The sequence below is a fragment of the Vibrio sp. dhg genome (assembly GCF_003443775.1).
Lineage (GTDB): Bacteria > Pseudomonadota > Gammaproteobacteria > Enterobacterales > Vibrionaceae > Vibrio > Vibrio natriegens.
The window spans coordinates 880,030-904,808 of the sequence record NZ_CP028944.1; the positions used below are offsets into that span (position 1 = coordinate 880,030).

Sequence of the window (24,779 nt, forward strand, 5' to 3'; positions counted from 1 at the left end):
GATATTTTAGGAACAAAAAAAGGGCTTCTCCAGATCCTAGGGGAAGCCCTTTTATTTAACCTAAATTGCAGCGAATGCCGTCAGCCAATCTCTATTCCGTGCAAGATCAGGCTATTGATTTACCGAGAAGTTTCACCACCTCTTTGGACGTAGAAAAGTCTTCAAGAGAGGTCAGCTTGATATCTGCAATGCCAAAGCGTGGATTCATTTCCTGCCCCGGTTCAGGTACACAAATGGCGGTCATACCTGCGGCTTTCGCGGCAATCAAACCGTTAACTGAGTCTTCAATAGCCAAGCAGTTATGAGGCTCTGTGTTCAACTTCACTGCCGCATCCATGTACACCTGAGGGTGAGGTTTTCCATACGGCAGATGCTCTGCCGAAACATAGACCGAGAAATACTTACCGATTTCAAATGTTTCCAGAACCGCTTCGATTAGGCGTAAAGGTGAAGATGAAGCCAACCCAATTTTCAAACCCGTTTTGGCCAGTAAATCTAGAGATTCTTTCACGCCCGGAAGAAGTTGACCGTGCGTCTTAATTTGTCCGATCACTTCCGTCAAAATAGCATCTGCAAGATCAGGGGCACATTTCGGATCTAAATTACAGTAGCGTATCCAATAATTGGCGATTTCATCGATGCGAAGACCGGTACTCTGATAAGCAAGTTGCTCGGTGATTTGCCCACCAAAACGTGCAACCGCGTTGACTTTCGCCTTGCGCCAGAACGGCTCAGAATCAACCAGCACGCCGTCCATATCAAAAATAATTGTTTCTATCAAAATGGTTTCCTGTTCCTTAATTATGAAAAGTGTTATCAAAATGACTTTAAGATGCAGGATTCGAACTAGGTTGTTTTGACAGGGAAATCCTGTAGGAGTCATTACCGTCAGATCACGAATAGCAAAGCATAAATGTACTTATACTTATCAAGAGACTTCTGTTGCTCATAACTAGCATACACCAACAATTGAAACCGGTTACAGTTAGAGTAAGATAATTCTCAGAAAACTGTGAGGACAAGCAAAGCCAGACAATTTTTTGCTCTCAATCCTCGTGATAAATCTGTGCGTATTGGACTTACGTCTAAAATAAGACAACGGTTTACCTTCGCTCAGACAAATAGTGTAAACTGTCAAACCAAAGTATTTGGGAATAAAAAAATGGCGACAATCAAAGACGTATGTAAAGCTGCAGGTGTTTCAAAGGCAACCGTATCCAGAGTTATAAATGGAAGCGAATATGTGAAAGATCAGACTCGTGAGTCTGTGTTAGCGGCTATGAAATCTTTAGGCTATCAACCTAATGCTTTTGCGCGTGCTTTGGCAACAAACAGCTACAATACGTTCGGTTTAGTTCTCCCTCATTTTGAAAGTCACTATTTTGGTTCCATGCTGACAGAAGCTGCGATGGATATGCAAAAAGCTGACAAGAAATTGTTTGTGATGAACAGCAGCGACAATGTAGAGGGCGAAGAGGAAGCAGTGCGCTCCCTTAACGCTCATAACTGCGATGCTATTCTGATTTACAGCCGTCATTTGTCTGAGCAGCAACTTTCTACTCTGCAGCAGGAAATGAAAACCCAACTTATCGTCATCAATCGCGCTCTGGACGATGAAAAGTTATTCAGCTTTTATTTCGATCAAGAGCAAGTGGCGCGTGTCGCAACTCAATACCTTTTAGATCTTGGCCATAAACAGATTGCTTGTATCACAACTCCAATGTCTAGCAGTACAGGACAAAAGCGTCTTTCGGCTTATAAAGAAACCTTGATCAAACATGACATTGAAGTAAATGACGGACTGGTTTATGAAGGCCAGAGCAATCCTGAAAGTGGATACGATGCAACAATCAAACTGATTGATAGCGGCATACCTTTTAGCGCTATTTTTTCGTGTACTGACTCCATGGCCATCGGTGCAATTCGTGCACTGCATGACAAAGGACTAAAAGTTCCTGAAGATGTTTCAGTCATTGGTATCGATGGTGACCCAACAGCGAGTTTTATGGTACCGCGAATTTCAACCGTGGAACTACCTATTTTAGAACTCACGCGCGATGCTATCACTACCGCACTGACGCTGAATAAAGAACAGCAGACCGTTCAAAAACACTTCCAATATCAGGGCTCGCTGCAAGTAAGAGAATCTACTCAAAAATTGAATTGATCGCTCTCTGACACCTAAAAATTGACTAACCCGCGCGTTGCTTTCCTTTATCGGCGCGGGCTAGATAAGGCAAAAATACGTCCTACTTGTCCCTAATCCTATCTCCAACTCGCTCAATATCTCCCGTTTACTCAGAGGTGATTAGTTCACAGTCTTCCCTCGAAAATTGCCGATAATACAGAATCTTATTAGTTCCAATTCTGATAACACTCCTTTGTCTCAAAACCTTTGACAGCGTTTTTTACATTAAAAAATGCAGCACTGAGTACAAATCTCAACCACAATTGTCTTTATTGATAAGTATTAAGAATAACGAGGAGTTTATAAATGCACCGATATTTTTAACCATCGATTCCAAGCCATGGTTAAAGATTGCGACAGATCCAAGCGATCTGAATAGGAGAACAGAGACCTCATTTCCGAGGGCCAAGAGCATCGGATTTTCAACAAGGAGAGTGTATGAGAGGCATTACTATGCATTTTACGTTGGAGGAATTCCAAGAACGTTTATCCAAAGTTCGACAATCGATGCTCGAACGAGAATTGGATGTACTCATTATCCATGACCCATCCAATATGTCTTGGCTAACTGGCTATGATGGTTGGTCTTTCTATGTACCACAATGTGTGATTGTTGGACCTGAAGGTGAACCAATATGGTTCGGGCGTTGCCAAGACGCGAATGGTGCTTACAGAACCGCGTATATGTCGGCAGAAAACATTGCCTCCTACCCCGACCATTACGTCATGAATCCACCTCTGCACCCGATGGATTATCTGGTTGAAGCTGTATTGACGCCACGTTGCTGGGATCGCGGTCGTATCGGCGTAGAAAAAGACAACTATTACTTTAGTGCAACCGCCTATGAGTCATTGATTGATCACTTGCCGAACGCACAGTTGCTCGATGCAACGGGTCTGGTTAACTGGTGCCGTGCCGTAAAGTCGGACCAAGAGTTATCCTACATGTACCGCGCTGCGCGTATTGTCGAAAACATGCATCGTGTCGCGTTTGATATGATCGAACCAGGCTTGCCTAAACATCATCTGGTTGCAGAGATTAACCGTCAGGCGGTCCTTGGTCATGAGGATCATTTTGGTGATTACACCGCGATTGTTCCGCTATTGCCCTCGGGTGCTGATGCTTCCGCGCCTCACTTAACCTGGGACGACAGGCCGTTCAAAAAAGGGGAAGGGACCTTCTTTGAAATCGCTGGTGCACATCGGCGTTACCACTGCCCTCTATCCCGCACTATTTTCTTAGGCGAACCTGATGACAAGTTTAAACGTGCCGACGAAGCGCTCACAAGAGGTCTTGAAGCAGGTTTAGAAGTCGCTAAACCCGGAAACACGTGTGCTGATATCGCCAACGCTTTGAATAAAGTCCTCGATAAAGCGGGCTTTTCCCGTGAAGGCGCTCGTTGCGGTTATCCCATTGGCCTGAGTTATCCACCCGATTGGGGCGAACGGACCATGAGCCTTCGCGACACCGACAAAACCGTTTTGAAAGAGGGCATGACGTTCCATTTTATGCCCGGCCTATGGTTTAAAGACTGGGGCCTAGAGACCACGGAAAGTATTGTTATTACCCGACTTGGCGCAAAAACATTGTGTGATTTCCCCCGCCACTTGTTTGTTAAACACTGATTAAAAAGGGTTGAAACGAAGAACTTAGCAAAGAAAAAGGAGTTTGCATGCAAAACAGCTCGATCACAGCCACCGTAGACTTTGACCGAGAAGGTATCCAACATGGTTTTCTGACCCTGCCTTACTCCCATGACGATTCCGCATGGGGAAGCATAATGATCCCGATAACCTTGATAAAAAATGGCCCGGGTCCAACATCACTTTTAACCGGGGGAAATCATGGCGACGAATATGAAGGGATCACCAGCCTGTTAAAGCTGGCGAGTTCATTACAGCCTGAGCAGATACAAGGGCGCGTGATTATTGTCCCAATGATGAATTTGCCCGCGGTCCAGAATGCTTCCCGCACTTCCCCTATCGATAAAGGTAACTTAAACCGCAGCTTTCCCGGCACCCCGTCCGGAACAGTCACAGAGAAAATCGCCGACTACTTCACCCGCTATCTGGTGCCATTGTGCGATTTCGCTCTGGATATTCACTCAGGGGGAAAAACGTTAGACATCGTCCCTTTTGCCGCCGCACATCGCTTAGATAATCCAGAACAGGAAGAAGCCTGCATATTGGGAGCGAAAATGTTTGGTGCACCTTACACCATGATTATGCTCGAAATGGACGCCACCAGCTTGTATGACACCGCGGTTGAATCTCAGGGCAAAGTATTCGTGACAACAGAGCTTCGAGGAGGCGGCACCAGCACGCCACAAACCATTCAATATACCGATCGTGGTATCCGTAATTTCCTGCGTTTTGCTGGCAACCTTTCTGGTGATTATGAAAAGCCAAATCAACCCACCCAGTTACTCGATATGCCAGATGCAGACTGTTACGTCCAAAGCCAGCACAGAGGCATAGCGGAATACAGGTTTGAACTTGGTGATGCCATCAAACAAGGTGATGTCATTGTAAGAATCTATTCAACAGAACGAACTGGCGAAGTGCCAGTAGAATATCGTGCCGAGAGAGATGGCATTTTCGCTGCACGCCGTTTTCCTGCTATGGTGAATATTGGTGACACGCTCGCCGTCATCGCGAAGGATTGCGGAGTATTAACTTAAACGGCTAGCTAAAGAGCATCAGCATTTCGTCCCAACCAAGAGGAGACCAACCATGCGCCTCGATCGCTACGACGTCAAAATTCTACAGATTCTGCATGACAATGGCCGCATCACCAAATCTCATCTTGCAGAAGAAATTAACCTGTCCGTCAGCCCGTGCTGGGAACGTGTGAAAAAACTTGAAGAAGCCGGCATCATCGAAGGTTATGGTGCCAGAGTGAATACCGATGTGCTGTTTAAACGAACGTCCGTCATGGTGGAAGTCTCACTCAAAGAGCACAACGCACAGGCGTTCAGACGTTTTGAGCAATTGGTAAAGCATACTCCTGAAGTGACCGATTGCTACGCCACAGGCGGCGGCGTTGATTATATCCTCAAGGTTCAATCCGAAGATATCGACCAATACCAGAGGCTGATCGACAACTGGCTGGATTCAGAAGTCGGCATTGAACGCTACTTCACCTACATCGTCACTAAAACCATCAAACGCGATTCTGGTAACTTAGAGATCAAGCAAAACGTTCTGTTCTGAAAGGAAAAGTGAAATCTGATCTCAGCAGAAAAAAACGCTACTTTCTGTATTTATAAAGAAAAACCTCGCGGTTCTGCCTTTCGCATCAGAAATAATTTATCCCCCTCCTCGATTACAGTTTAGCTATGGATAACGATGTTCGAGAGGGACTTATGACAGCACTTCATAACTTTCATGGCGACGAAGTCAAAGCGTCGCATGACATGATGGCAATCATGGAAGACGTACGCTTGGTGAGAGGACTCGCCTACATTAATGGCAAGTGGACAAGTGGCGATAATTTCCATCCCGTTCATAATCCTGCCGACGGCAGCATCATCGGATATACCACCCGACTTTCCCAGCAGCAACTCTACCAAACGATTGATGATGCTGATCGTGCCTTTCGTCAGTGGCGAAAAATGCAGGCAGAGCAACGTGCTGAAGTCTTGATGCGTTGGCACGATCTGATACTGCAATCCAAACAAGATCTCGCCCGTTTAATGGTGATGGAGCAAGGCAAAACCATAGGCGACGCACTTGGTGAAATTGACTACGGCGCGTCTTTTATTCGCTGGTTTGCAGAAGAAGCACGCCGAAGCTACGGTGAAACCATTCCCAGCCATATACCTAATGCCCAGCTTTCGACAATTCGCGAGCCTATTGGGGTTGCAGCATTAATCACGCCATGGAATTTCCCTAATGCGATGGTGACGAGAAAAGCCGCGGCCGCATTAGCTATTGGTTGCCCTGTGATAATCAAGCCTGCGAGCGAAACGCCATTCTCATCCTTAGCACTGGCAGAGCTCGCCGATCGAGCCGGGTTTCCGGCGGGTGTTTTTAATGTGGTCACCGGTGACGCTGCCATGGTCTCTAAGACGCTGTGTCACTCCGATAAAGTAAAAGCCCTGTCGTTCACCGGCTCAACCCGAGTAGGAAAATTGCTCCTGCGTGACGCGGCACAAACGGTAAAGAAATGCAGTATGGAATTAGGTGGTAACGCGCCTTTTATTGTCCTGCCCGATATGGGAGTCGAAGCCGCAGCCAAAGCAGCCGTAGAGGCAAAATTCCAAACTGCCGGACAAGACTGTTTGGCCGCAAACCGAATTTTCGTTCCGCAGGATAAATACGAGCCGTTCTTAGAAGCCTTTGCCAAACACATGAGCAAGATTGTGTTGGGTAACGGCTTAGACGACAAGACCACTATGGGACCTCTGATCAATCGTGCCGCGGTGGACAAAGCTCACGATTTAGTTCGTGACGCACTTGAAAAAGGGGCGAGATTGGTTGCGGGTTACCACGACTCCGTTCCGGGTGAAAACTTCTTTGCGCCAACCCTGCTTGCCGGTGTGACACCCGAAATGGCCGTCTACCGGGAAGAAAACTTTTGTCCCGTCGCTGGCGTGCTGCCCTATCAAGATTTAGATACCGTGATAGACATGAGTAACGACACAGAATACGGCCTCGCCGCCTACGTTTATGGACATGACATCCACCAGATATGGCGATGTATGCGTGGTTTGGAATTTGGCATGGTGAGCGTCAATTCCGTCAAGATGACTGGCCACCCTATCCCATTTGGCGGCGTAAAACAGTCAGGATTGGGACGCGAGGGGAGTCATCATGGCTTTGAAGAATTCAGCGAAATTAAATATTGCTGCTTAGGCAATCTGCCTAGCGTGAGTGGCTGTTGAAACAAGAAAGTTGGAGATAAACAGGAGAAGGACTATGAACAATAAAACGCAACAACTACTGGAGATCGATCGTCAACGTGTTTTTCATGCCTCAACCCACCTCAAGCAGTACGCGGCTGGTGAGCTTCCGGGCAGGATCATATCAAGCGGACAAGGCATTCGAATCACCGACTCAGAAGGGACTGAGCTTATCGACGGATTTGCCGGCTTGTATTGCGTAAACATTGGTTATGGCAGACCAGAGATGGCGGAAGCGATATACGAGCAAGCGAAAGAGTTGGCTTATTACCACACCTATGTAGGACACACCAATGAAGCCTTGGTTAAACTCTCAGACCGCATTATCAAAATGGCACCGGACGGAATGAGCAAAGTTTACTATGGCATGTCCGGTAGTGATGCGAATGAAACCCAGCTCAAATTAGTCTGGTACTACAATAATGTCCGTGGCCTCCCTGAGAAGAAAAAAATCATCTCCCGAGATCGCGCTTACCATGGTTCAAGTATCGCTTCAGGCTCGATGACTGGTTTACCACTGTTCCACGCCCACTTTGATCTGCCACTGGAACGCATCAAGCACACCATGGCCCCCTACTATTACCGCCGTGAAGATGATTCACTATCAGAGTTAGAATTTTCGCAATACTGTGCGGATCAGCTTGAGTCGATGATCCTCGCCGAAGGGCCAGAAACGGTAGCAGCAATGATAGCAGAACCCGTACTCGGGACAGGTGGTATTGTTCCGCCGCCACAAGGCTATTGGCAGGCGGTCCGTAAAGTTCTCGATAAATACGATGTTCTGTTGATCGCCGATGAAGTAGTGTGTGGCTTTGGTCGTTTGGGCTCTGATTTTGGCTCACTCCACTATGACATGAAGCCAGACCTTATCACGGTCGCAAAAGGTTTAACATCGGCATATCAGCCTCTTTCAGGCGTGATTGTCGGCGAACGAGTTTGGAATGTTCTGGAAAACGGTACCGACCTATGGGGCGCAATCGGCCATGGATATACCTATTCAGGGCATCCAATGGGGGCAGCGGCGGCGAACTGCAACTTAGATATCATTGAGCGAGAAGGCTTAGTTCAAAACGCAGCAGATGTGGGCGCTTATTTGCAACAACGTATGACGGAAACCTTCCAAGATCATCCTCTCGTCGGCGATTCTCGAGGTATCGGTTTACTGCATGCACTGGAGTTCTCGCCAGACAAACTGCGTCGCGCGCACTTTGATCCCAATTTAAAAGTGGGTCCGCAAGTCTCGGCCGCCTGCCTGGAAGTCGGCCTGATCGCAAGGGCTATGCCTCATGGTGATATTCTGGGCTTTGCCCCAGCGCTTATCACCAGTCGTAACGATGTCGACACTATCGTGGCTAAAGCGCACCGAGCGGTTAACAAAGTGATGGATAACCTCGTCACCTCTAAGCAGTGGAACGCGAAGTAAACACCTTAAACGTGACACATACTGAGCATGACACGCCGGCTTTTACCTCAAAAGCCGGCATTTTATTAGGATATTCGCCCCACTTCCCTTCCTCACTCTTTTATTGCTGATCAGGACTGGTTAAAATAGCCAAAATTGCGTATTAACTGGATTAAACATGGCAAAACTAACCCTTCAAGAACAAATGCTAAAAGCTGGCTTGGTTAACGAGAAAAAACTCAAGAAAGCGAAAAAAGGCTCTAAAAAATCCCGCGTTCAGGCACGCGAAGTCAAAGCGGCCGTTGAAGAGAGCAAACGCCAGCAGTTAGAACGAGATAAAGCGTTGAGCGAACAACAGAATGCTGAACGTTTGAGTAAAGAGATCAAAGCGCAAATCAATCAACTGATCGAAATGAACAAAGTTGATTTGAAAGATGGCGACATCAAATACAACTTTACCGACGGCACTTTGGTTAAATCACTCTACGTTGATTCTCTGATTCGTGAACAGTTGATCAAAGGTATTCTGGCTATTGCGATTGTAGGCGAGAGCTATGTGGTCATCCCTCGTGGCGTGGCAAACAAAATTGCGCAGCGTGACGAGTCTGTGATTATCGATCAAAAAGAACCTGAAGCCGACATTCCTGCAGAAGATGACCCATATGCAGAGTTCGTCGTTCCTGATGATTTGATGTGGTAATTCACCAACACCTAAAAACGAAAGGCAGCGAAATTCGCTGCCTTTTTTGTTTCTTTCTATTGTTATCTTGCTTTCAAGTTACTTAGAAAGACAAGTTTTCGATAATGTCGTCATCAACTTGGTTCGCTAACGTCACCTTAAGCTTCGGTGTTCTTTCCATTTCACGTTGAATCGCAAAATTAGCTTCTTTGTTACGTGCCCAGCTACGACGTGCGATACCGTTGTTAACATCGAACAAAAGCATAGACTTCAATCGGCGCTCAGCGCTGTCACTGCCGTCAAGCAACATTCCAAAGCCGCCGTTGATCACTTCACCCCAGCCTACACCGCCGCCGTTGTGGATAGAAACCCAAGTCGCGCCACGGAAACCATCCCCGATTACGTTGTGAATCGCCATGTCAGCAGTAAAGCGGCTGCCATCGTAGATGTTCGACGTTTCACGGAACGGTGAGTCAGTACCACTTACATCGTGGTGGTCACGACCAAGAACCACAGGACCGATTTCGCCGCGATTGATGGCATCGTTAAACGCTTTCGCGATTTCCATACGACCTTGCGCATCCGCGTAAAGAATACGGGCTTGTGAGCCTACAACCAGTTTGTTCTGTTTCGCATCTTTGATCCAAGTAATGTTGTCTTGCATCTGTTGCTGAATTTCTTCTGGTGACTCTTGCATGATCTTGCTTAGCACTTCCGCAGCAATTTCATCGGTTCTGTCCAGATCTTCTGGTTTACCTGAAGTACAAACCCAACGGAATGGACCAAAACCGTAGTCAAAACACATAGGACCAAGAATGTCCTGCACGTATGATGGGTATTTAAAGTCGATGCCGTTTTCAGCCATCACATCGCCACCAGCGCGAGAAGCTTCAAGCAAGAAGGCATTACCGTAGTCAAAGAAGTAAGTACCACGAGCTGTGTGTTTGTTTACCGCATCAGCATGACGCTTGAGAGTCTCTTGTACTTTTACCTTGAACACTTCAGGCTCTTCACGGATTAGACGGTTAGACTCTTCGTAGCTGATATCAACCGGGTAGTAACCGCCTGACCAAGGGTTGTGTAGTGACGTCTGGTCTGAACCCAGGTGTACGAAGATTTCCTTCTCGTAGAAAGCTTCCCATACATCAACCACGTTACCGATAAAGGCAATCGACACCACTTCTTCATTAGCCTGAGCTTTGCGAACACGATCAACCAGTGCGTCCATGTTATCAACTAGCTCATCGACCCAACCTTGTTCGTGACGCTTAATCGCCGCTTTCGGGTTCACTTCTGCACACACAGTAATACAGTTTGCGATGTTACCTGCTTTAGGCTGCGCACCGCTCATACCGCCAAGACCTGCAGTCAGGAAGATCTTACCTTGTGGGCTTTGACCTTTTTCCAAAACCTTACGGAACGCGTTCATTACCGTGATTGTGGTGCCATGTACGATACCTTGTGGACCGATGTACATGAACGAGCCAGCCGTCATCTGACCGTATTGAGTCACGCCTAATGCGTTGAATTTTTCCCAGTCATCTGGCTTGGAGTAGTTCGGGATCATCATGCCGTTAGTCACAACAACACGTGGGGCCTCTTCAGACGACGGGAATAACCCCATAGGGTGACCAGAGTACAAATGTAGCGTCTGGTCGTTTTCCATCTCACTTAGGTATTTCATGGTCAGCAGGTATTGCGCCCAGTTCTGGAATACTGCACCGTTACCACCGTAAGTAATGAGTTCTTCTGGGTGCTGCGCGACAGCAGGATCTAAGTTGTTGTCGATCATCAGCATGATGGCCGCTGCCTGCTCACACTTGGCTGGATAATCTGAAATAGAGCGCGCTTTCATGTTGTAGCTTGGCTTGAATCGGTACATGTAAATACGACCGAAATCTTTCAGCTCTTGAGCAAACTCCGCTGCTAATTCCTGATGCCACTCTTTCGGGAAGTAACGCAATGCATTACGAATAGCGAGCTGCTTTTCTTCTGGGCTCAGAATGTCTTTACGCTTTGGCGCGCGGTTTACGCCTTCCGGATAAGGCTTTGCTTCCGGCAGTGTACTAGGGATACCTTGCTTAATCTGGTCTTGAAAATTTAATACTGTTTCCATTTTGTGAGTCTCCCTTAGTTCACGTTAAATGCTTGTGTTTTAACCAGTGTGATCATCGCATCGATATCAGGCTTAAGCAGGCGGTCTTCTTCTAGCTTGGCAACTTTCTCACGAATAATCTGGAAGTTTTCTTCAATCAGATCTGAACATTTGTGCGGACGTCTGAACTCTATCGCCTGTGCAGCGTACATCAGCTCAATGCCAAAAATCTTTTCCAAATTACCTAAGATTTGGTTCAGTTTTCGACCTGAAATACTACCCATAGAAACGTGATCTTCCTGACCCATTGAGGTCGGCACACTGTCAGCAGACGGTGGGAAACAGAGTGATTTGTTTTCAGTAACCAGTGCAGCTGTCGCGTATTGCGGAATCATCATGCCCGAGTTAAGGCCACCAGATGAGGTCAACAGACGCGGCAGACCGTGCAAGCCCTCAAGAAGCAGGTAACAACGACGGTCTGCAATGTTGCCCAGCTCCGCTGCTGCGATTGAAGCGTAATCCAATACCATCGCCAGAGGTTGGCCATGGAAGCTACCACCTGAAATTGCTTCTTCAGAACTGATAACGATCGGGTTATCAGTCACAGAGTTCATTTCGATTTCAGCCAGCTCTTTTAAGTGGTTAAAGGCGTTGCGAGAAGCACCGTGTACCTGTGGAATACAGCGCAATGAATATGGGTCTTGCACACGAACACAATCAGCATGAGAAGCCATGTTCTCAGAACCTTCGAAGAAACGGCGCATACGCGCTGCAACTTCAATGTTACCTGCGAACGCACGCGTCAGGTGAAGCTCTTCTCTGAATGGTGAGCCACTGCCTTGCATGCCCTCGATACTCATCGCGCCAGCCAAATCAGCCAGATCCAGAAGGTAACGCATTTTTGTAAGCGCGGTAATCGCATGTGACAAGATGAACTGTGTGCCGTTGATCAGTGCCAAACCTTCTTTAGCATGCAGCTCAAGAGGCTCTAGGTCGTTTTCACGAAGTGCTTCCGCTGCAGGAACAATGCGGTCTCCCTGCCAGAATTCGCCTTCACCAATCAATGGTAAAAACAGGTGAGAAAGAGGCGCTAAGTCGCCTGATGCGCCAACTGAGCCTTGCTCCGGTACAACTGGGATTAGGTCTAGTTCGATAAACGCCAACATACGCTGAACCACTTCTAAGCGAATGCCCGAGTAGCCCTGACTTAACGCATGCACCTTAGTAATCAGCATCAGTTTTGAGATTGGTTTAGCAATTGGCTCACCAACACCAACCGCATGAGTAATCAGGAGGTTTTTTTGTAGTAGATGCGTTTCTTCAGGTGAGATTTGCGTATCACATAGAGGACCGAAACCAGTATTGATGCCGTACACCGCCTTATCAGATGCAGCGATGATGTCTACATTACGACGACTTGCATTGATCTTATCCAGCGCTTCTTCACACAGTTCCGCTTTGATGCTGCCGTCAGCAATTCCATTTATGATATCTAAGTTTAGTCGGTCTACACCATATCTAAACGTCATTTTGTTCTCCTAACATACGATATTTTGCTATCACGTTACTTATGGACCTATGCTAGCTTGCTCTGGATGTTTTATAAAAGCATAATGTTCGTAGTTCATTCCGATTTTATCGAACTAACAAGCCAACATAGAAAGAGGTCACTCCATGCAGGTTCAAGATGTCGATTTACGTATGCTGAGGATATTCGTCGCTATCGTCGAATGCGGTGGTTTATCAGCTGCAGAATCCCGCCTAAACATTGGGCGTTCAACCATTAGCTCACATTTGTCTGATTTGGAGTTACGTCTTGGACTTAAGCTGTGTAAACGTGGCCGAAGCGGTTTTGAGGTGACAGAGGCGGGGCATGTGACTTACCAGGCATCGCTGGAGTTACTTCAGCAGTGTGAAGCTTTTGCTGCGACCGTCGCAAGTTCGAAAAACGAACTCTCGGGTCGAGCAACGATTGCCATGATTGACACCTTAGTCAACGATCCGCGCTGCCGCGTGTCAGAGGTAGTGTCGTCATTAAAAAGCCGAAGCAACAACTTACAGTTCGACATTAACGTCTGTGAAGCTCGCGAAGTTGAAACGTCCGTAGCCAATGGTCGCTCGCTGGTCGGGATCGGCGTCAGTCGCCACCAATTAAGGGGGCTGGATTACTATCCGCTGCACAATGAAACCAACTATTTGTATTGCGGTAAAGGCCACCCGCTGTTCGACTGTAAGCCTTCTGAAATCAAGACACTTTTACAACAAGCAGAAGTGATCACCAGTAACTATATGCGAGATAAGGAAACTCGCAACGATGCACTGAATTACCAAAATAGCGCTACCGCCTATCACGATGAGGGAATTGCTCATCTCATTTTATCCGGCGCGTTTATCGGTTACCTGCCCGAGCACTATGCCAGCAATTGGGTCGACAAGGGGTTGTTCAAGCCTATCCTGCCGGAAAAGTACACCTATCAAATTCCGGTCATGCTGATCACGTTAAAAAACAACTCGGCTTCACCTTTGGCTAAAGCGCTGATTTCAGAAATAAAGCGCTGTCACGGCGCTAACTGATAATCAGGCATAGATAGGCTAAAAAGCGATTAGGGGTTACGAATATGTCCATCCCCGCGAACCATATGCTCTAAATCACATATTTATTACTATAATTGAAGCAATTTGGTTAGCGAGCTCTTAGTTATCATGTCAGATAAAATTACGGTTTGGATTGGCGTATGCTCGTCAATCATCACCATTATTCTTAGCGTCATGAATTTCAATCTAAATGCTGAAATGCAAGAAATTGACGCCTATGTAAAAAAGGTGGAAGCGGACTTAAAACAAAAGACCTTTGAGTTAGAGAAATCCAAAGAGAATACATCGCGGTATGAGTTTATTAATAAACTCATGCCTGATTTACTGGTTGATGATGAAAAGCATGTTGTTCTTACCACTAATCTGATTGCTTTAGTTCTCGATGAATCCGAAACCGAGCAGCTGTTTAACGGCCTCGCGAGTTCAACAGAAGAGAATGTAAGTAGTGTAGGTAAAATTGGCATCGCAACCATCACAAGCGTCCAGGAAAACAAATCGAAATATCAATCTGCAATTGAATACGAGGCAAAAGCTTTCGACGCTTTAGTGAGTGAAGACTTTGCAAATGCAATAAACTACCTCGATTTGGCCGAAGAGGTGTATCCCTCTTTTCATCAAGTCTATGAAATCAAAAAGCTCCTACAGGAAAACATAGCAAATTTACATGACGAAAATACAAAAGCAGCGGTTTTGAAAAAAATCGTGTTCGAACTCAGCTGGAAAGCCCCTCAGCCACAGCTCAGTCAACTAAAAGAAATGGTAGAGTGAATAGTGGAATAAATCAGTATATTCGACTCACAAGCGACTCTGTCTCACGCCCCTTTAAAACCAATTCAACCAAGAACGCCTAAGCGTTTTCAAAATCTTCTATTGATGAAAACCCACCTTAGTCATCAAGCTTTCGGTATCAAAGTCGGTTTAAAACTGAAGGCTCTACAAATCCAAAAATGACAGGTGCAGTCATTCAATGAGAGAAAGCAACCCAAGAGCTATCATGGTTTGATGATGACGATCTTATTTACTTGTAAACAAAACGTTAAAAAGTAATTGTGACTTCAAGGTGTTTTTCTTATATAAACGGTTAACACAAACTAAGTGTCATTACGCTGAATCAAAAAATTCTTTCGTTTTGGGCAAGGAGACCACGAATGCTTTGGATTGTCATAAAGTACCTTACCACCGCGGCTGTCGTTGTTTTGATTTCTGAAGTCGCAAAACGAAGCGATAAATTAGGTGCTTTAGTTGCGGCTTTACCGACAGTCACAATCTTAGCTTTGATCTGGATGTACATTGAGGGACAGGGAAGCCACAAACTCTCTAATCATGCGTTTTATACTTTCTGGTATGTACTACCAACGTTACCCATGTTTCTGCTCTTTCCTTACTTGTTGGCTAAATACTCTTTTTGGGTCACATTGCTAATAAGCTGCTTAGTATCCATTGTTTGCTTTGGCCTTACTCATATGTTGGTAAAGCAGTTTGGAATCAACTTGTTGTGAATATTGAGTAAAACAGCGTGACTCATACCATCCGAAACACTAGCCTGTAAAAAGCCCACCGAAGTGGGCTAAATATCTAATGTCAAACTGTTTACTAAGATAAAAGATCCTCAATCAGCTGACATGTATATTGCAAGTTTCCTTGCTCAACGACATTAGCGAGCCCTTTTCGCGGCTCATCGAGAGTGCCTGGACCATGACCATCACCCGAAGGATCCGCTGAGTGACCTCCCTGATCAAAGTCTTTCTCTTTGATCATTTCCATGGTCAAGGTTCCCCAGTTGCACTCTATGGTCATAGATTGGATCGGTGGGCCCGCATAAGCAAACGATGCAAATAGGGTTGCGAGCCCAGCAAAAAGCACAGGTATACATACTTTAGATATTTTCATAATCTCCTCCGTTATTTTTACCTGTCTAGATGGCACGTGTACCGCCTTTCACCATCGCTTTATACTGTAGCCCACAATCTCTGATACGTTCCTGAATAGCCCTTTGTTGAACCAAAGACTGACAAATAAAAGATGCTCACCATGCGTTTGAACTACACTTTTCATGGAACAAAACTAGTCGATAGATTGCGACAAAAGCACATGGTTTAACGTTGGGCATAAGGTTCGAAGAAGGAGATAAATAACATGGCACAATACAAAGTTGGCTACTTCGTCGGTAGTTTGTCTTCAAACTCAATTAACAGGATGTTAGCCAAAGCACTGGCGCGTTTGGCACCGCCGGAACTTGAATTAGTAGAGATCCCAATCAAAGATTTGCCCCTTTATAGTCCCGATTATGATGCCGACTTTCCTCAAGTAGCACGAGACTTCAAACAAGCTATCGCCGATGTAGATGGTGTTTTGTTTGTCACGCCAGAGTATAACCGTTCAATACCAGGGGCGTTGAAAAACGCTATAGACTGGGCGAGTCGTCCATGGGGACACAACTCATTTACTGCCAAGCCTTCAGGGGTAATCGGTACGTCTCCCGGTTCGATCGGGACTGCATTAGCGCAACAAAGTCTGCGCAGCGTATTGTGTTTTTGTAACTCCCCGCTGATGAATACCGTCGAAGCTTACGTGCAATTTAAGCCGGGACTCATTACTGAAGATGGCGTGGTGACCGATGAGAGTACAGCCGAATTCCTGAGTAACTACATGGTTGAGTTGCATGCCTTCATCGTCCGTGTACTCACGGTACTTCCAAGAAAATCGTAGAACTCAGAGCAGAATAAAAATGGCAGCGCTGATACTATTTATGAAATAACTCAGTACGCTGCCATTTTTACGCGAATGCGACCACGACTACCCTGTCACTCTGAGGCCTCTTAAAACCATATCAACGACAAACTCCTGCGCTTTTTCAAATTCTTCTGTCGACAGGGGGCCACCTTTAATCAGCCTGATTTCGGTATCAAAGTCGGCGTAAAATTGGGTCGCTCCCCAGATCAAAAACAACAAGTGCAAAGGCTCGACCGGACGAATCAATCCCTGATCAATCCAGGATTGAATAATCGTTGCTTTGCCTGCTGCCCAGTTCACCATTGGGAATTGAATGGAATCCGCAATAATAGGCGCACCTTGAATGATCTCTTGCGCGAAGATTTTCGATTCTTTTGGGTGTGTGCGGCTGTATTGCATCTTACCGACGATGTAATTTCTTAGCACTACCTCTGGCGGTAGCATGGCGGCTTGTTCCGAAAAACCGTCATTCCATAGCGTGAGAATGTCTTTCAATAACGCCTTATAGATGCCAGTTTTTGACTTGAAGTAGTACAGCAGGTTCGCTTTTGGTAGGTTCACTCTGTCTGCAATTGCCTGAACAGAGGTGCCTTTATAGCCATGCTTAACGAACTCATCTGCCGCAGCTTGTAAGATTAGCTCTTCATTACGCCGTCTGATCTCACCGACATTCGCTCGTTTCGTTTGCCCTGCTTCTACCGTCAAGTTGACTCCTTATCTTTCGACTTTTTGCCTTCACCAATCGAAGTAAATCGCTGTTCAGCATCGCTGGCTAAAATACTCATTGGCCTCTTTACACTCATAAACCTATCTACAAAGTACTTTACAAAATACGCGCCAACCCAGAGAGCGCTCAGCGAACCGCTGATATCGGGGTTCCGAATTACTCAGCAAACAAGACCTGCATCAAATGAGTGCAATGTATACAAGAGTTAGCACCAAAATTGTACACAATCCAGTCGTCTCATCAGTTCCCCCCAAATTATTGGGGTTTTCTGGCACGCATATTATGCTTGATATATAAGCCTTCAAGCTAAAAGTGGAAAGTTATTTTTAAAAATACGACCAATTGGTCAGGTTTTTGCTTTAGTACTCATACCAACTGGCTAATACCAACAAGTCGGCCAGTTATGCAAAGACGAAACAAATAGCAGATTCATCCTTAGCTTGTGCTTTCGCCAAGACTGCGCGAGCTATTTGGGGCTCTTGAGTTGACCATATGGACAGGTTTTTAACAATAATGAATAGAGGAAGTTATGTTAGAGCTCATGATTAATAATGATGTCGTCAAAGTGGCATCAGCAAAAGCAGACACCATGCTTTTGAACTACTTGCGTGAACAAAAACACATGACAGGCTCTAAAGAAGGGTGTGCCAGTGGTGATTGTGGCGCTTGTACGGTAGTCGTCGTTGATACTGATGACGCAGATAAACTGAGTTATCGACAAATCAACGCCTGCATCACCCCAATTCATGCTCTGCACGGTAAACAGATCATTACCGTCGAGCACCTAAAACAAAACAACCAGCTTCATCCTGTGCAGCAAGCGGTTGTCGATCATCACGGTTCTCAATGTGGCTTTTGTACGCCGGGAATTGTGATGTCTCTCTATGCGCTGTCAAAGCAAGAAGTCGCGCCTCACAACCCAACCCATTATCTCTCTGGCAACCTGTGCCGATGCACGGGCTACGGCCCATTGATTGAAGCCGCAAACTCGATTGCGGCATGCCATATAGATGATCCGCTTAGCGTTCATGAAGCTAACGTAAAAACATGGATGGCCTCAGTTGCAGACACAAATGAGCCGAACTATGCGCGCCCAAAGAACCGTCAGCAACTCGCTCAGGCAATCAAAGAGATGCCAGAGGCAAAAATGATCGCAGGAGGGACGGATTTATCATTAGAGGTGACTCAGCAACACAAACCTCTGGCGCAACTGATCGACTTATCCCACGTCGATGACTTACTTACAATCACAGAAACTTCGGCAGGTTGGCGCATTGGTGCGGCAGTTCCGATGACGCAGGTTCATGAATTCATTAAACAACATTTCCCAACCGCTGATGAAGTGATTGAACGCTTGGGTAGTTTGACTATTCGCCACAGAGCAACGCTTGGAGGCAGTCTTGGCCACGCTTCACCAATTGGCGACATTGCCCCACTACTTATCAGCCTGCATGGTCTGATTGAATTAGATGATGGCGAAGACAAAGTGTTACTGGCGCCGGAAGAGTACATTACTGGTTACCGCCAGACCGCCCTCCAGCCCAATCAGTGGATCAGCGCGATTCACTTACCACAGCTGGCTAAAAACGAACGCCACGCTATCTACAAAGTGAGTAAACGCTACGAAGATGACATCGCGACAGTCACATTGGGACTGAACATGGCGTTTGCCACTAACCAATGCGTCACCAACTGTATCATCTCGGCTGGCGGAGTAGCCGCAAAATCGGTACGCCTTAGCCAGTTAGAAGCGCTATTTATTGGTAAGCCATTGTCGATTTCTGTCGTTCAGCAAGCTCAGGAAATGGTACCTCAGGTGATTCAGCCACTGAGTGATGTGCGAGGCAGTAATACTTATCGAGTCAAGTTGGTTCAGAACCTGCTTAAACGTTTTTATTTGGAGTCTCAGAGCATTGAGACAAGGTTGGTGCAAGATGCGTAAGTTAACTCAGGTTGAATCGGGGCAAACCATACTCCCTGAATCCCAACAAGTCGTAGGGAAATCTTACAAGCACGAAAGTGCCGATAAGCAGGTCAGCGGTGAAGCGCTCTATGTTGATGATTACGCTGCTCCCGCTGGATGCGTACATGCGGCTGTTGTCACCAGCACCATCGCCAAAGGTCATATTGCACAGCTCGACTTATCGGAGGTTGAGTGCGCTGAAGGTGTCGTTAAAGTACTGACAGAGACCTCGATTCCCGGAGAAAAGGACATTGGTACCATTTTCAAAGGCGATCCCTTACTGGCGATAAATAACGAGATTAAGTACTTCGGACAGCCTATTGCCCTCATTCTGGCGACCACACATGAGCTAGCATGGAAAGCCGCAAGCCTGGCGAAAGTGGAGTACACCGAAACGGGCGATCTGGCGCTGACGTATCCAAAAGCCGCATCACAAGATCCCCTCTTGCCTACTCACCAGATGGGTAAAAAAGTCGAACAACAAGTTTTTGACCAAGCGCCGGTTTATATTCACGGCGATATCCATGTCGGTGGTCAGGAACACTTCTATTTGGAAGGTCAGGTAAGTCTTGCAGAATTAACCGAAGATGGTGGCATATTCTTGCGTTCTTCAACCCAAAACCCGTCTGAAGTTCAGAAGTTGGTCGCTGAAGTATTAGACATTGATTTTAACCGAGTCACGGTTGATATGCGACGTATGGGCGGTGGCTTTGGTGGTAAAGAAAGTCAGGCGGCTCAATGGGCGTGTCTGGCAGCGCTTGGGGCACACCATACAAAACGAGCAGTAAAAATGCGTCTTCCTCGCTCACTCGATATGACGGTCACTGGTAAGCGTCATCCTTTCTACAACCGTTACCAGCTTGCGGCAGACGCTCAAGGCCAAATCATCGCCGCAAACATCGAAGTAAACGGTTTATGTGGTCACTCGCCTGACCTATCCGACGCAATTGTCGATCGCGCCATGTTCCATGCCGATAACGCTTACTCACTCGGCCAGGCATGTGTGGTTGGCAACAGGCTCAAAACCGATATGGTTTCCCATACTGCATTCCGTGGATTCGGTGGCCCCCAAGGGATGATCGCGATTGAAAAAGCGATGCAGGACTTAGCGCTTCAGGTTGGACAAGACGCTCTCGATGTTCGTTACAAAAACCTGTATCGCGATGAAGCAAAAACCACACCTTATGGTATGGAAGTCGAACAGCATGACGCAATGCTGGATATCATGCGACAGCTTGAGCAGCAAAGTCACTACCGCGCTCGCCGCGAAGAAATCAATCAGTGGAACCAGAGTAATCCAGTGCTTAAAAAAGGCCTGGCATTAACACCGCTCAAATTCGGGATTGCCTTTACCGCAACTCACCTGAACCAGGCGGGTGCGCTTATCCATGTATACACCGATGGGACACTTCAGGTATCCCACGGCGGGACAGAAATGGGCCAAGGTCTGCATACAAAAATTCAGCAGATCGTCGCTCAGTCTTTCGGTATCGATATTAACAAGGTGCTTGTCACCTCAACCCGCACGGATAAAGTACCAAACACCTCGCCAACAGCAGCGTCTTCAGGTGCTGATCTGAACGGTATGGCGGCGCACAATGCGGCAATGGAAATTAAACAACGCTTGCTTGATTTCGCTTGCGAGCATTATCAAATCGAAGAGGCAGACATCCTCAACGGTGAGCTGGTCGGTATCGAATCCTCACCGAAATACCAACAACCCGTCAGTTGGGCAGAGTTAGTTCAGTTAGCATATATGAACCGTATTTCGCTCTCTGCAAGCGGATTCTATCAAACACCAAAAATTGGTTATGACCGAAGCACGGCCACTGGTCGTCCGTTCTTCTATTTCGCTCTGGGTGCCTCTTGTTCAGAAGTCACGATCGACACCCTAACTGGCGAAATGCGCGTTGAAAAAGTCGACATTCTTCATGATGTGGGTAATAGCCTGAATCCGGCAATCGATAAAGGCCAAATTGAAGGAGCGTTCATTCAGGGCATGGGCTGGTTAACCACCGAGGAGTTAGTCTGGGGTGAAAATGGTCATTTGCTAAGTAACAGTCCGATGAACTACAAAATCCCGACCATCGGTGACTACCCGAAACAAATGCATGTTGATCTGTACGATCAGGCCAATCCGGAATACAGCATTTACCGTTCCAAAGCCGTTGGTGAGCCGCCATTCATGCACGCGAACAGTGTCTGGTGCGCAATTTACGATGCAGTAGCCTCAATCAGTCAACATCAATGCACTCCAGCACTACACGCGCCAGCAACAGGTGAAGAAATCCTTAACGCTTGCGAGCATCAGCAACAGTGGCTTGAAGAGCAATCAATGCAGGAGGAATCCTATGTCGTCGAACAATGATGCCTACCTGTCGAACCCGGGCATGAACTGGTTAGCCGCCTGCCAGCAACTTGAGCAACAAGGTCAGGCTTACTGTATTGCAACGGTTCTGGCTTATGTTGGATCAGTGCCGCGATCCAGTGGCGCGAAGATGGTTATCTCTGCTCAAGGCCAGTTCGACACGCTCGGCGGCGGCAACCTCGAATACCAGGTGATCGCCAAAGCGCGTGACAACCTGGCGCTTCAACACGCTGAACCAATTATAGAACGCTTTGCCCTGTCTGCGGATCTTGGACAATGCTGTGGCGGAGCGGTGCAAGTGATGTTCGAATTTTTCCAGACACAAACGCCACAGGTTGCAATATTTGGTGCCGGACATGTTTGTCAGGCACTCACTAGTATCCTCAGTGGATTGCCTTGCCATGTAAAAGTCATCGACAGTCGTCCTGAATGGCTGTCTCCTTTGTCACAAAAAGGAATAGAGACATCGCTACATGCCAATCCGGTCGATGCAATCGAAACACTAAAAGACAACACATTTGTGTTGATCATGACGCAAGACCACGCGCTTGATTTTGAGCTGACTCAGAAAGCGCTAGAAAGCAAGCGCTTTGCTTATGTGGGCTTAATTGGCTCACAAGGTAAAAGCCAACGTTTCAGGTTCCGCCTTAAAGAACAGCTGAGCAACGTCAACTTGCTCGATCAGCTCACCTGCCCGATTGGGAATCCAGACATCACGGGCAAATTACCAATGGAAGTGGCGGTCTCAGTATCAGCCCAATTGATGGAACGGTTTAAGCAACATCAAGCTAACAAACAACATAATGAAATGCAGCCCGATGTAAAACAACAGAACGAAGAACAATGGCAACAAGCCAATCTCGCACGCAAAAATATCAGGGAAAATCATCAATGAGTACAGTAAACCTTGCCTTGAGCCTAAGTGATGAACAGCTGGAAAGAATTTGCACCAGCCAACGTTGGCAGCAAGAAATGAAAATCCGCATGCCGTTTGACTCAATAGATTCTTTACTTCGTAGCGCAGAGATTGCCTTTACCAAGTTAAAAGAAAACGACTGGCTGGAAGCATTTGCAGGTCACCCGATGATTGGTGATCTCAATAGCCTGAAAAAGAAGTACTCACAAGGCAAAGACCTCAGCGAAAAAGAGCAAAAGAACGTTAAACAGGCTTCTACCGATGTGTTGCAAGAACTGCTTACGCTCAACCGAAAATACCACGACAAATTTGGATTCATTTTTATCGTGTGTGCCACCAACAAGACTGCAGAAGAAATGCTCAACCTGCTCAAAGGCCGGATCAATCGTTCGAGGGATGAAGAGCTACATCAAGCAGCACTAGAACAACAGAAAATCAGCAAAATCAGAATGGAAGCCTTGTTATGAAACAACTCAGTTGCCACGTGTTAGATACCGCAAACGGAAAGCCCGCAGCTGGTATTCAAGTTCAGTTATTTAGCCTCAACGACCAAATGTGTCTCGCGGAGGCCACCACCGATCAAGATGGTCGCGCCAAGTTCCCAGAACTAATCCTGGAAAAACAGGGTTATACGCTGCGCTTTCTTGTCGCACCTTATTGTGATGCGCAGTTTGGTAGCGCTTTCTTTCCTCTTATAGACGTAAATTTCAACGTCTATGACGAGGGTAACTACCACATTCCTCTTCTTCTATCCCCATTCTCTTATTCGAGCTACCGAGGAAGTTAGAGGGCAACGCCCCAAAGAGAAGAGATGATTGTTCTTCAGTGAGGCAGTTGGGCAAATCCCCCTCTCAAAGAACAATCTTTAACGAACGCATGTTCAAGGAATCAAAATTTAAAAAGGAATATTACGATGTGGCCGCAACTGTATGAATGGCTGGCGCTGTTTATCAAATGGTTTCATGTGATCTGTGGCGTCGCATGGATTGGAGCAAGCTTTTACTTCACATGGCTGGATAATAACTTAGAGACACCGCCAAAATGGAAAAAAGATAAAGGCATCAAAGGCGACCTATGGGCAGTACATGGTGGTGGATTTTACGAAGTCGCCAAGTATCAGGTAGGTCCGGAAAAAATCCCGGAAAAGCTGCACTGGTTTAAATGGGAAGCCTACGCCACATGGTTAACTGGCTCTGCGTTGATGATTTGGATGTACTACTTCAACGCCCAAGCATATCTGATTGACCCTCGTGTCATGGAGCTAACGTCTCTGCAAGCAGTCGGAGTTGGCGTTGGTGGCATTCTACTGGGCGTGGTGGTTTATGAAGCATTAATGCGTTCACCTTTGAGCCGTAATACAGCCCTGTTCAGTGCAGCACTACTCGCGTTTGGTGCGCTGTTTTTCTACGGCTTTACCCAACTGTTCAGCGGAAGAGGTGCGTTTATTCATATGGGTGCGCTCATTGGCTCGATTATGGTCAATAACGTCTTCCACAAAATCATTCCTGGCCAACGTAAAATGGTGGCGCAAGTTACCGCAGGGGAAACCGTGGACCCCGCTCCAGGCTTAGAAGGAAAGCGCCGCTCTATTCATAACAACTACTTCACTCTGCCAGTAATCTTCTTGATGATCAGCAATCACTATCCAATGATCTATCAACATCCACTGAACTGGCTGATTGGATTTTTCGTTATGATCATCAGCGCGTATATTCGCCATTACTTTAACCTCAAACACATTGGGCAAAATAGACCAAGCGTTCTGTTAAGCGGAGCATGTGCAATGATGGTTCTGGCAGTGTTAGTGAGCTGGCAGTCGACTTCTCGCAACGCGACACAACCTACCGTCGCCAATGCAGACAGCCCGCATGCAGCAATAGCGACTGAAGTTTCATTGACTGAAGAACAGAAGATCGCAAAACAGATCATCAGTGAGCGCTGTAGCCAGTGTCATAGCTCTACACCAACGGATGATGTATTCAAGGTCGCGCCAAGCGGTGCCGTTTTTGATAGCTGGCAAGATATCGAACGCTGGAAAGCAAGAATTCTGGTTCGCTCGGTTGAAAGTGCTGATATGCCATTTTTGAATAAAACCAAGATGACTGATGAAGAGCGACAACGCCTGAAAGAAGTTTTGAATTAACCTCTCTGCTCACTCGCTATTTGAAGCCACCTGAAATCTAGGTGGCTTTTTTTATGGTAAATTTTT

22 protein-coding genes are annotated in these 24,779 nt (G+C 46.6%); 17 read left to right on the forward strand and 5 right to left on the reverse strand.

The window, feature by feature from the left end; all coding sequences use genetic code 11:
* Positions 1-106 precede the first annotated feature (106 nt).
* Entirely contained in the window at positions 107-781 is a 675-nt protein-coding gene (gene hxpB, locus DBX26_RS19665; protein WP_081281046.1) for a hexitol phosphatase HxpB, read from the reverse strand.
* A gap of 381 nt (positions 782-1,162) precedes the next feature.
* Between hxpB and DBX26_RS19670 the strand changes: the two genes are divergently transcribed.
* The 7 genes from DBX26_RS19670 to DBX26_RS19700 all read left to right on the forward strand — a co-directional run bounded on the left by DBX26_RS19670 (position 1,163) and on the right by DBX26_RS19700 (position 9,194).
* On the forward strand, positions 1,163-2,167 hold the full coding sequence (locus DBX26_RS19670; RefSeq protein WP_014233711.1) for a LacI family DNA-binding transcriptional regulator: 1,005 nt from the start codon (positions 1,163-1,165) through the stop codon (positions 2,165-2,167).
* Between the two features lie 459 nt (positions 2,168-2,626).
* A complete protein-coding gene (gene doeA, locus DBX26_RS19675) occupies positions 2,627-3,814 on the forward strand; it encodes an ectoine hydrolase DoeA (protein ID WP_014233710.1) in 1,188 nt (395 codons plus the stop codon).
* Between the two features lie 47 nt (positions 3,815-3,861).
* Positions 3,862-4,869 carry a N(2)-acetyl-L-2,4-diaminobutanoate deacetylase DoeB gene (doeB, locus tag DBX26_RS19680; RefSeq protein WP_118120666.1) on the forward strand — a complete coding sequence of 336 codons (1,008 nt, stop codon included), beginning with the start codon at positions 3,862-3,864 and terminating at the stop codon, positions 4,867-4,869.
* Positions 4,870-4,921: 52 nt separating this feature from the next.
* Complete coding sequence (locus DBX26_RS19685; RefSeq protein ID WP_014233708.1) at positions 4,922-5,401, forward strand: Lrp/AsnC family transcriptional regulator; 480 nt, start codon at positions 4,922-4,924, stop codon at positions 5,399-5,401.
* A gap of 152 nt (positions 5,402-5,553) precedes the next feature.
* Positions 5,554-7,074 carry an NAD-dependent succinate-semialdehyde dehydrogenase gene (locus tag DBX26_RS19690; RefSeq protein ID WP_118120667.1) on the forward strand — a complete coding sequence of 507 codons (1,521 nt, stop codon included), beginning with the start codon at positions 5,554-5,556 and terminating at the stop codon, positions 7,072-7,074.
* Positions 7,075-7,108: 34 nt separating this feature from the next.
* Complete coding sequence (locus DBX26_RS19695; RefSeq protein ID WP_118120668.1) at positions 7,109-8,515, forward strand: aspartate aminotransferase family protein; 1,407 nt, start codon at positions 7,109-7,111, stop codon at positions 8,513-8,515.
* Between the two features lie 157 nt (positions 8,516-8,672).
* A complete protein-coding gene (locus tag DBX26_RS19700; RefSeq protein ID WP_014233705.1) occupies positions 8,673-9,194 on the forward strand; it encodes a DUF2058 domain-containing protein in 522 nt (173 codons plus the stop codon).
* A gap of 82 nt (positions 9,195-9,276) precedes the next feature.
* Here DBX26_RS19700 and DBX26_RS19705 read toward each other — a convergent pair whose 3' ends face one another.
* Together DBX26_RS19705 and hutH are read right to left on the reverse strand one after the other, a co-directional pair.
* Positions 9,277-11,289 (reverse strand): urocanate hydratase, encoded by a 2,013-nt coding sequence (locus DBX26_RS19705; protein WP_118120669.1) that lies wholly within the window; start codon positions 11,287-11,289, stop codon positions 9,277-9,279.
* A 14-nt stretch (positions 11,290-11,303) separates the two neighbouring features.
* The gene (gene hutH / locus DBX26_RS19710; protein ID WP_118120670.1) at positions 11,304-12,797 is read right to left on the reverse strand and encodes a histidine ammonia-lyase; all 1,494 of its coding nucleotides are present in this window, start codon (positions 12,795-12,797) and stop codon (positions 11,304-11,306) included.
* Positions 12,798-12,942: 145 nt separating this feature from the next.
* On the opposite strand from hutH, the gene DBX26_RS19715 reads away from it, so the two are divergent.
* The 3 genes from DBX26_RS19715 to DBX26_RS19725 all read left to right on the forward strand — a co-directional run bounded on the left by DBX26_RS19715 (position 12,943) and on the right by DBX26_RS19725 (position 15,362).
* On the forward strand, positions 12,943-13,842 hold the full coding sequence (locus tag DBX26_RS19715) for a LysR family transcriptional regulator (protein ID WP_065297836.1): 900 nt from the start codon (positions 12,943-12,945) through the stop codon (positions 13,840-13,842).
* Positions 13,843-13,971: 129 nt separating this feature from the next.
* The gene (locus DBX26_RS19720; RefSeq protein WP_118120671.1) at positions 13,972-14,631 is read left to right on the forward strand and encodes a hypothetical protein; all 660 of its coding nucleotides are present in this window, start codon (positions 13,972-13,974) and stop codon (positions 14,629-14,631) included.
* Positions 14,632-15,011: 380 nt separating this feature from the next.
* Complete coding sequence (locus DBX26_RS19725) at positions 15,012-15,362, forward strand: DUF3147 family protein (RefSeq protein ID WP_014233686.1); 351 nt, start codon at positions 15,012-15,014, stop codon at positions 15,360-15,362.
* A 94-nt stretch (positions 15,363-15,456) separates the two neighbouring features.
* Here DBX26_RS19725 and DBX26_RS19730 read toward each other — a convergent pair whose 3' ends face one another.
* Complete coding sequence (locus DBX26_RS19730; protein ID WP_118120672.1) at positions 15,457-15,753, reverse strand: hypothetical protein; 297 nt, start codon at positions 15,751-15,753, stop codon at positions 15,457-15,459.
* Positions 15,754-15,999: 246 nt separating this feature from the next.
* Here DBX26_RS19730 and DBX26_RS19735 point away from each other — a divergent pair, with 246 nt between their 5' ends.
* On the forward strand, positions 16,000-16,572 hold the full coding sequence (locus DBX26_RS19735) for an NADPH-dependent FMN reductase (RefSeq protein WP_014233684.1): 573 nt from the start codon (positions 16,000-16,002) through the stop codon (positions 16,570-16,572).
* 87 nt (positions 16,573-16,659) lie between these two features.
* Here DBX26_RS19735 and DBX26_RS19740 read toward each other — a convergent pair whose 3' ends face one another.
* The gene (locus tag DBX26_RS19740; RefSeq protein ID WP_065297841.1) at positions 16,660-17,301 is read right to left on the reverse strand and encodes a TetR/AcrR family transcriptional regulator; all 642 of its coding nucleotides are present in this window, start codon (positions 17,299-17,301) and stop codon (positions 16,660-16,662) included.
* A gap of 551 nt (positions 17,302-17,852) precedes the next feature.
* On the opposite strand from DBX26_RS19740, the gene xdhA reads away from it, so the two are divergent.
* The 6 genes from xdhA to DBX26_RS19770 all read left to right on the forward strand — a co-directional run bounded on the left by xdhA (position 17,853) and on the right by DBX26_RS19770 (position 24,713).
* Positions 17,853-19,265, forward strand: a complete 1,413-nt coding sequence (xdhA, locus tag DBX26_RS19745) for a xanthine dehydrogenase small subunit (RefSeq protein ID WP_118120673.1) — start codon at positions 17,853-17,855, stop codon at positions 19,263-19,265.
* Entirely contained in the window at positions 19,258-21,654 is a 2,397-nt protein-coding gene (gene xdhB, locus DBX26_RS19750; RefSeq protein ID WP_118120674.1) for a xanthine dehydrogenase molybdopterin binding subunit, read from the forward strand. Before xdhA ends, xdhB begins: the two co-directional genes overlap by 8 nt.
* Positions 21,638-22,549: a xanthine dehydrogenase accessory protein XdhC gene (xdhC, locus tag DBX26_RS19755; protein WP_118120675.1), complete on the forward strand. Its 912-nt coding sequence runs from the start codon at positions 21,638-21,640 to the stop codon at positions 22,547-22,549. The genes xdhB and xdhC overlap by 17 nt, the downstream gene beginning before the upstream one ends.
* The gene (locus tag DBX26_RS19760; RefSeq protein WP_065297844.1) at positions 22,546-23,037 is read left to right on the forward strand and encodes a 2-oxo-4-hydroxy-4-carboxy-5-ureidoimidazoline decarboxylase; all 492 of its coding nucleotides are present in this window, start codon (positions 22,546-22,548) and stop codon (positions 23,035-23,037) included. Before xdhC ends, DBX26_RS19760 begins: the two co-directional genes overlap by 4 nt.
* Positions 23,034-23,357 carry a hydroxyisourate hydrolase gene (uraH, locus tag DBX26_RS19765; RefSeq protein WP_020334079.1) on the forward strand — a complete coding sequence of 108 codons (324 nt, stop codon included), beginning with the start codon at positions 23,034-23,036 and terminating at the stop codon, positions 23,355-23,357. Before DBX26_RS19760 ends, uraH begins: the two co-directional genes overlap by 4 nt.
* A gap of 126 nt (positions 23,358-23,483) precedes the next feature.
* A complete protein-coding gene (locus DBX26_RS19770; protein ID WP_118120676.1) occupies positions 23,484-24,713 on the forward strand; it encodes a urate hydroxylase PuuD in 1,230 nt (409 codons plus the stop codon).
* Positions 24,714-24,779 lie beyond the last annotated feature (66 nt).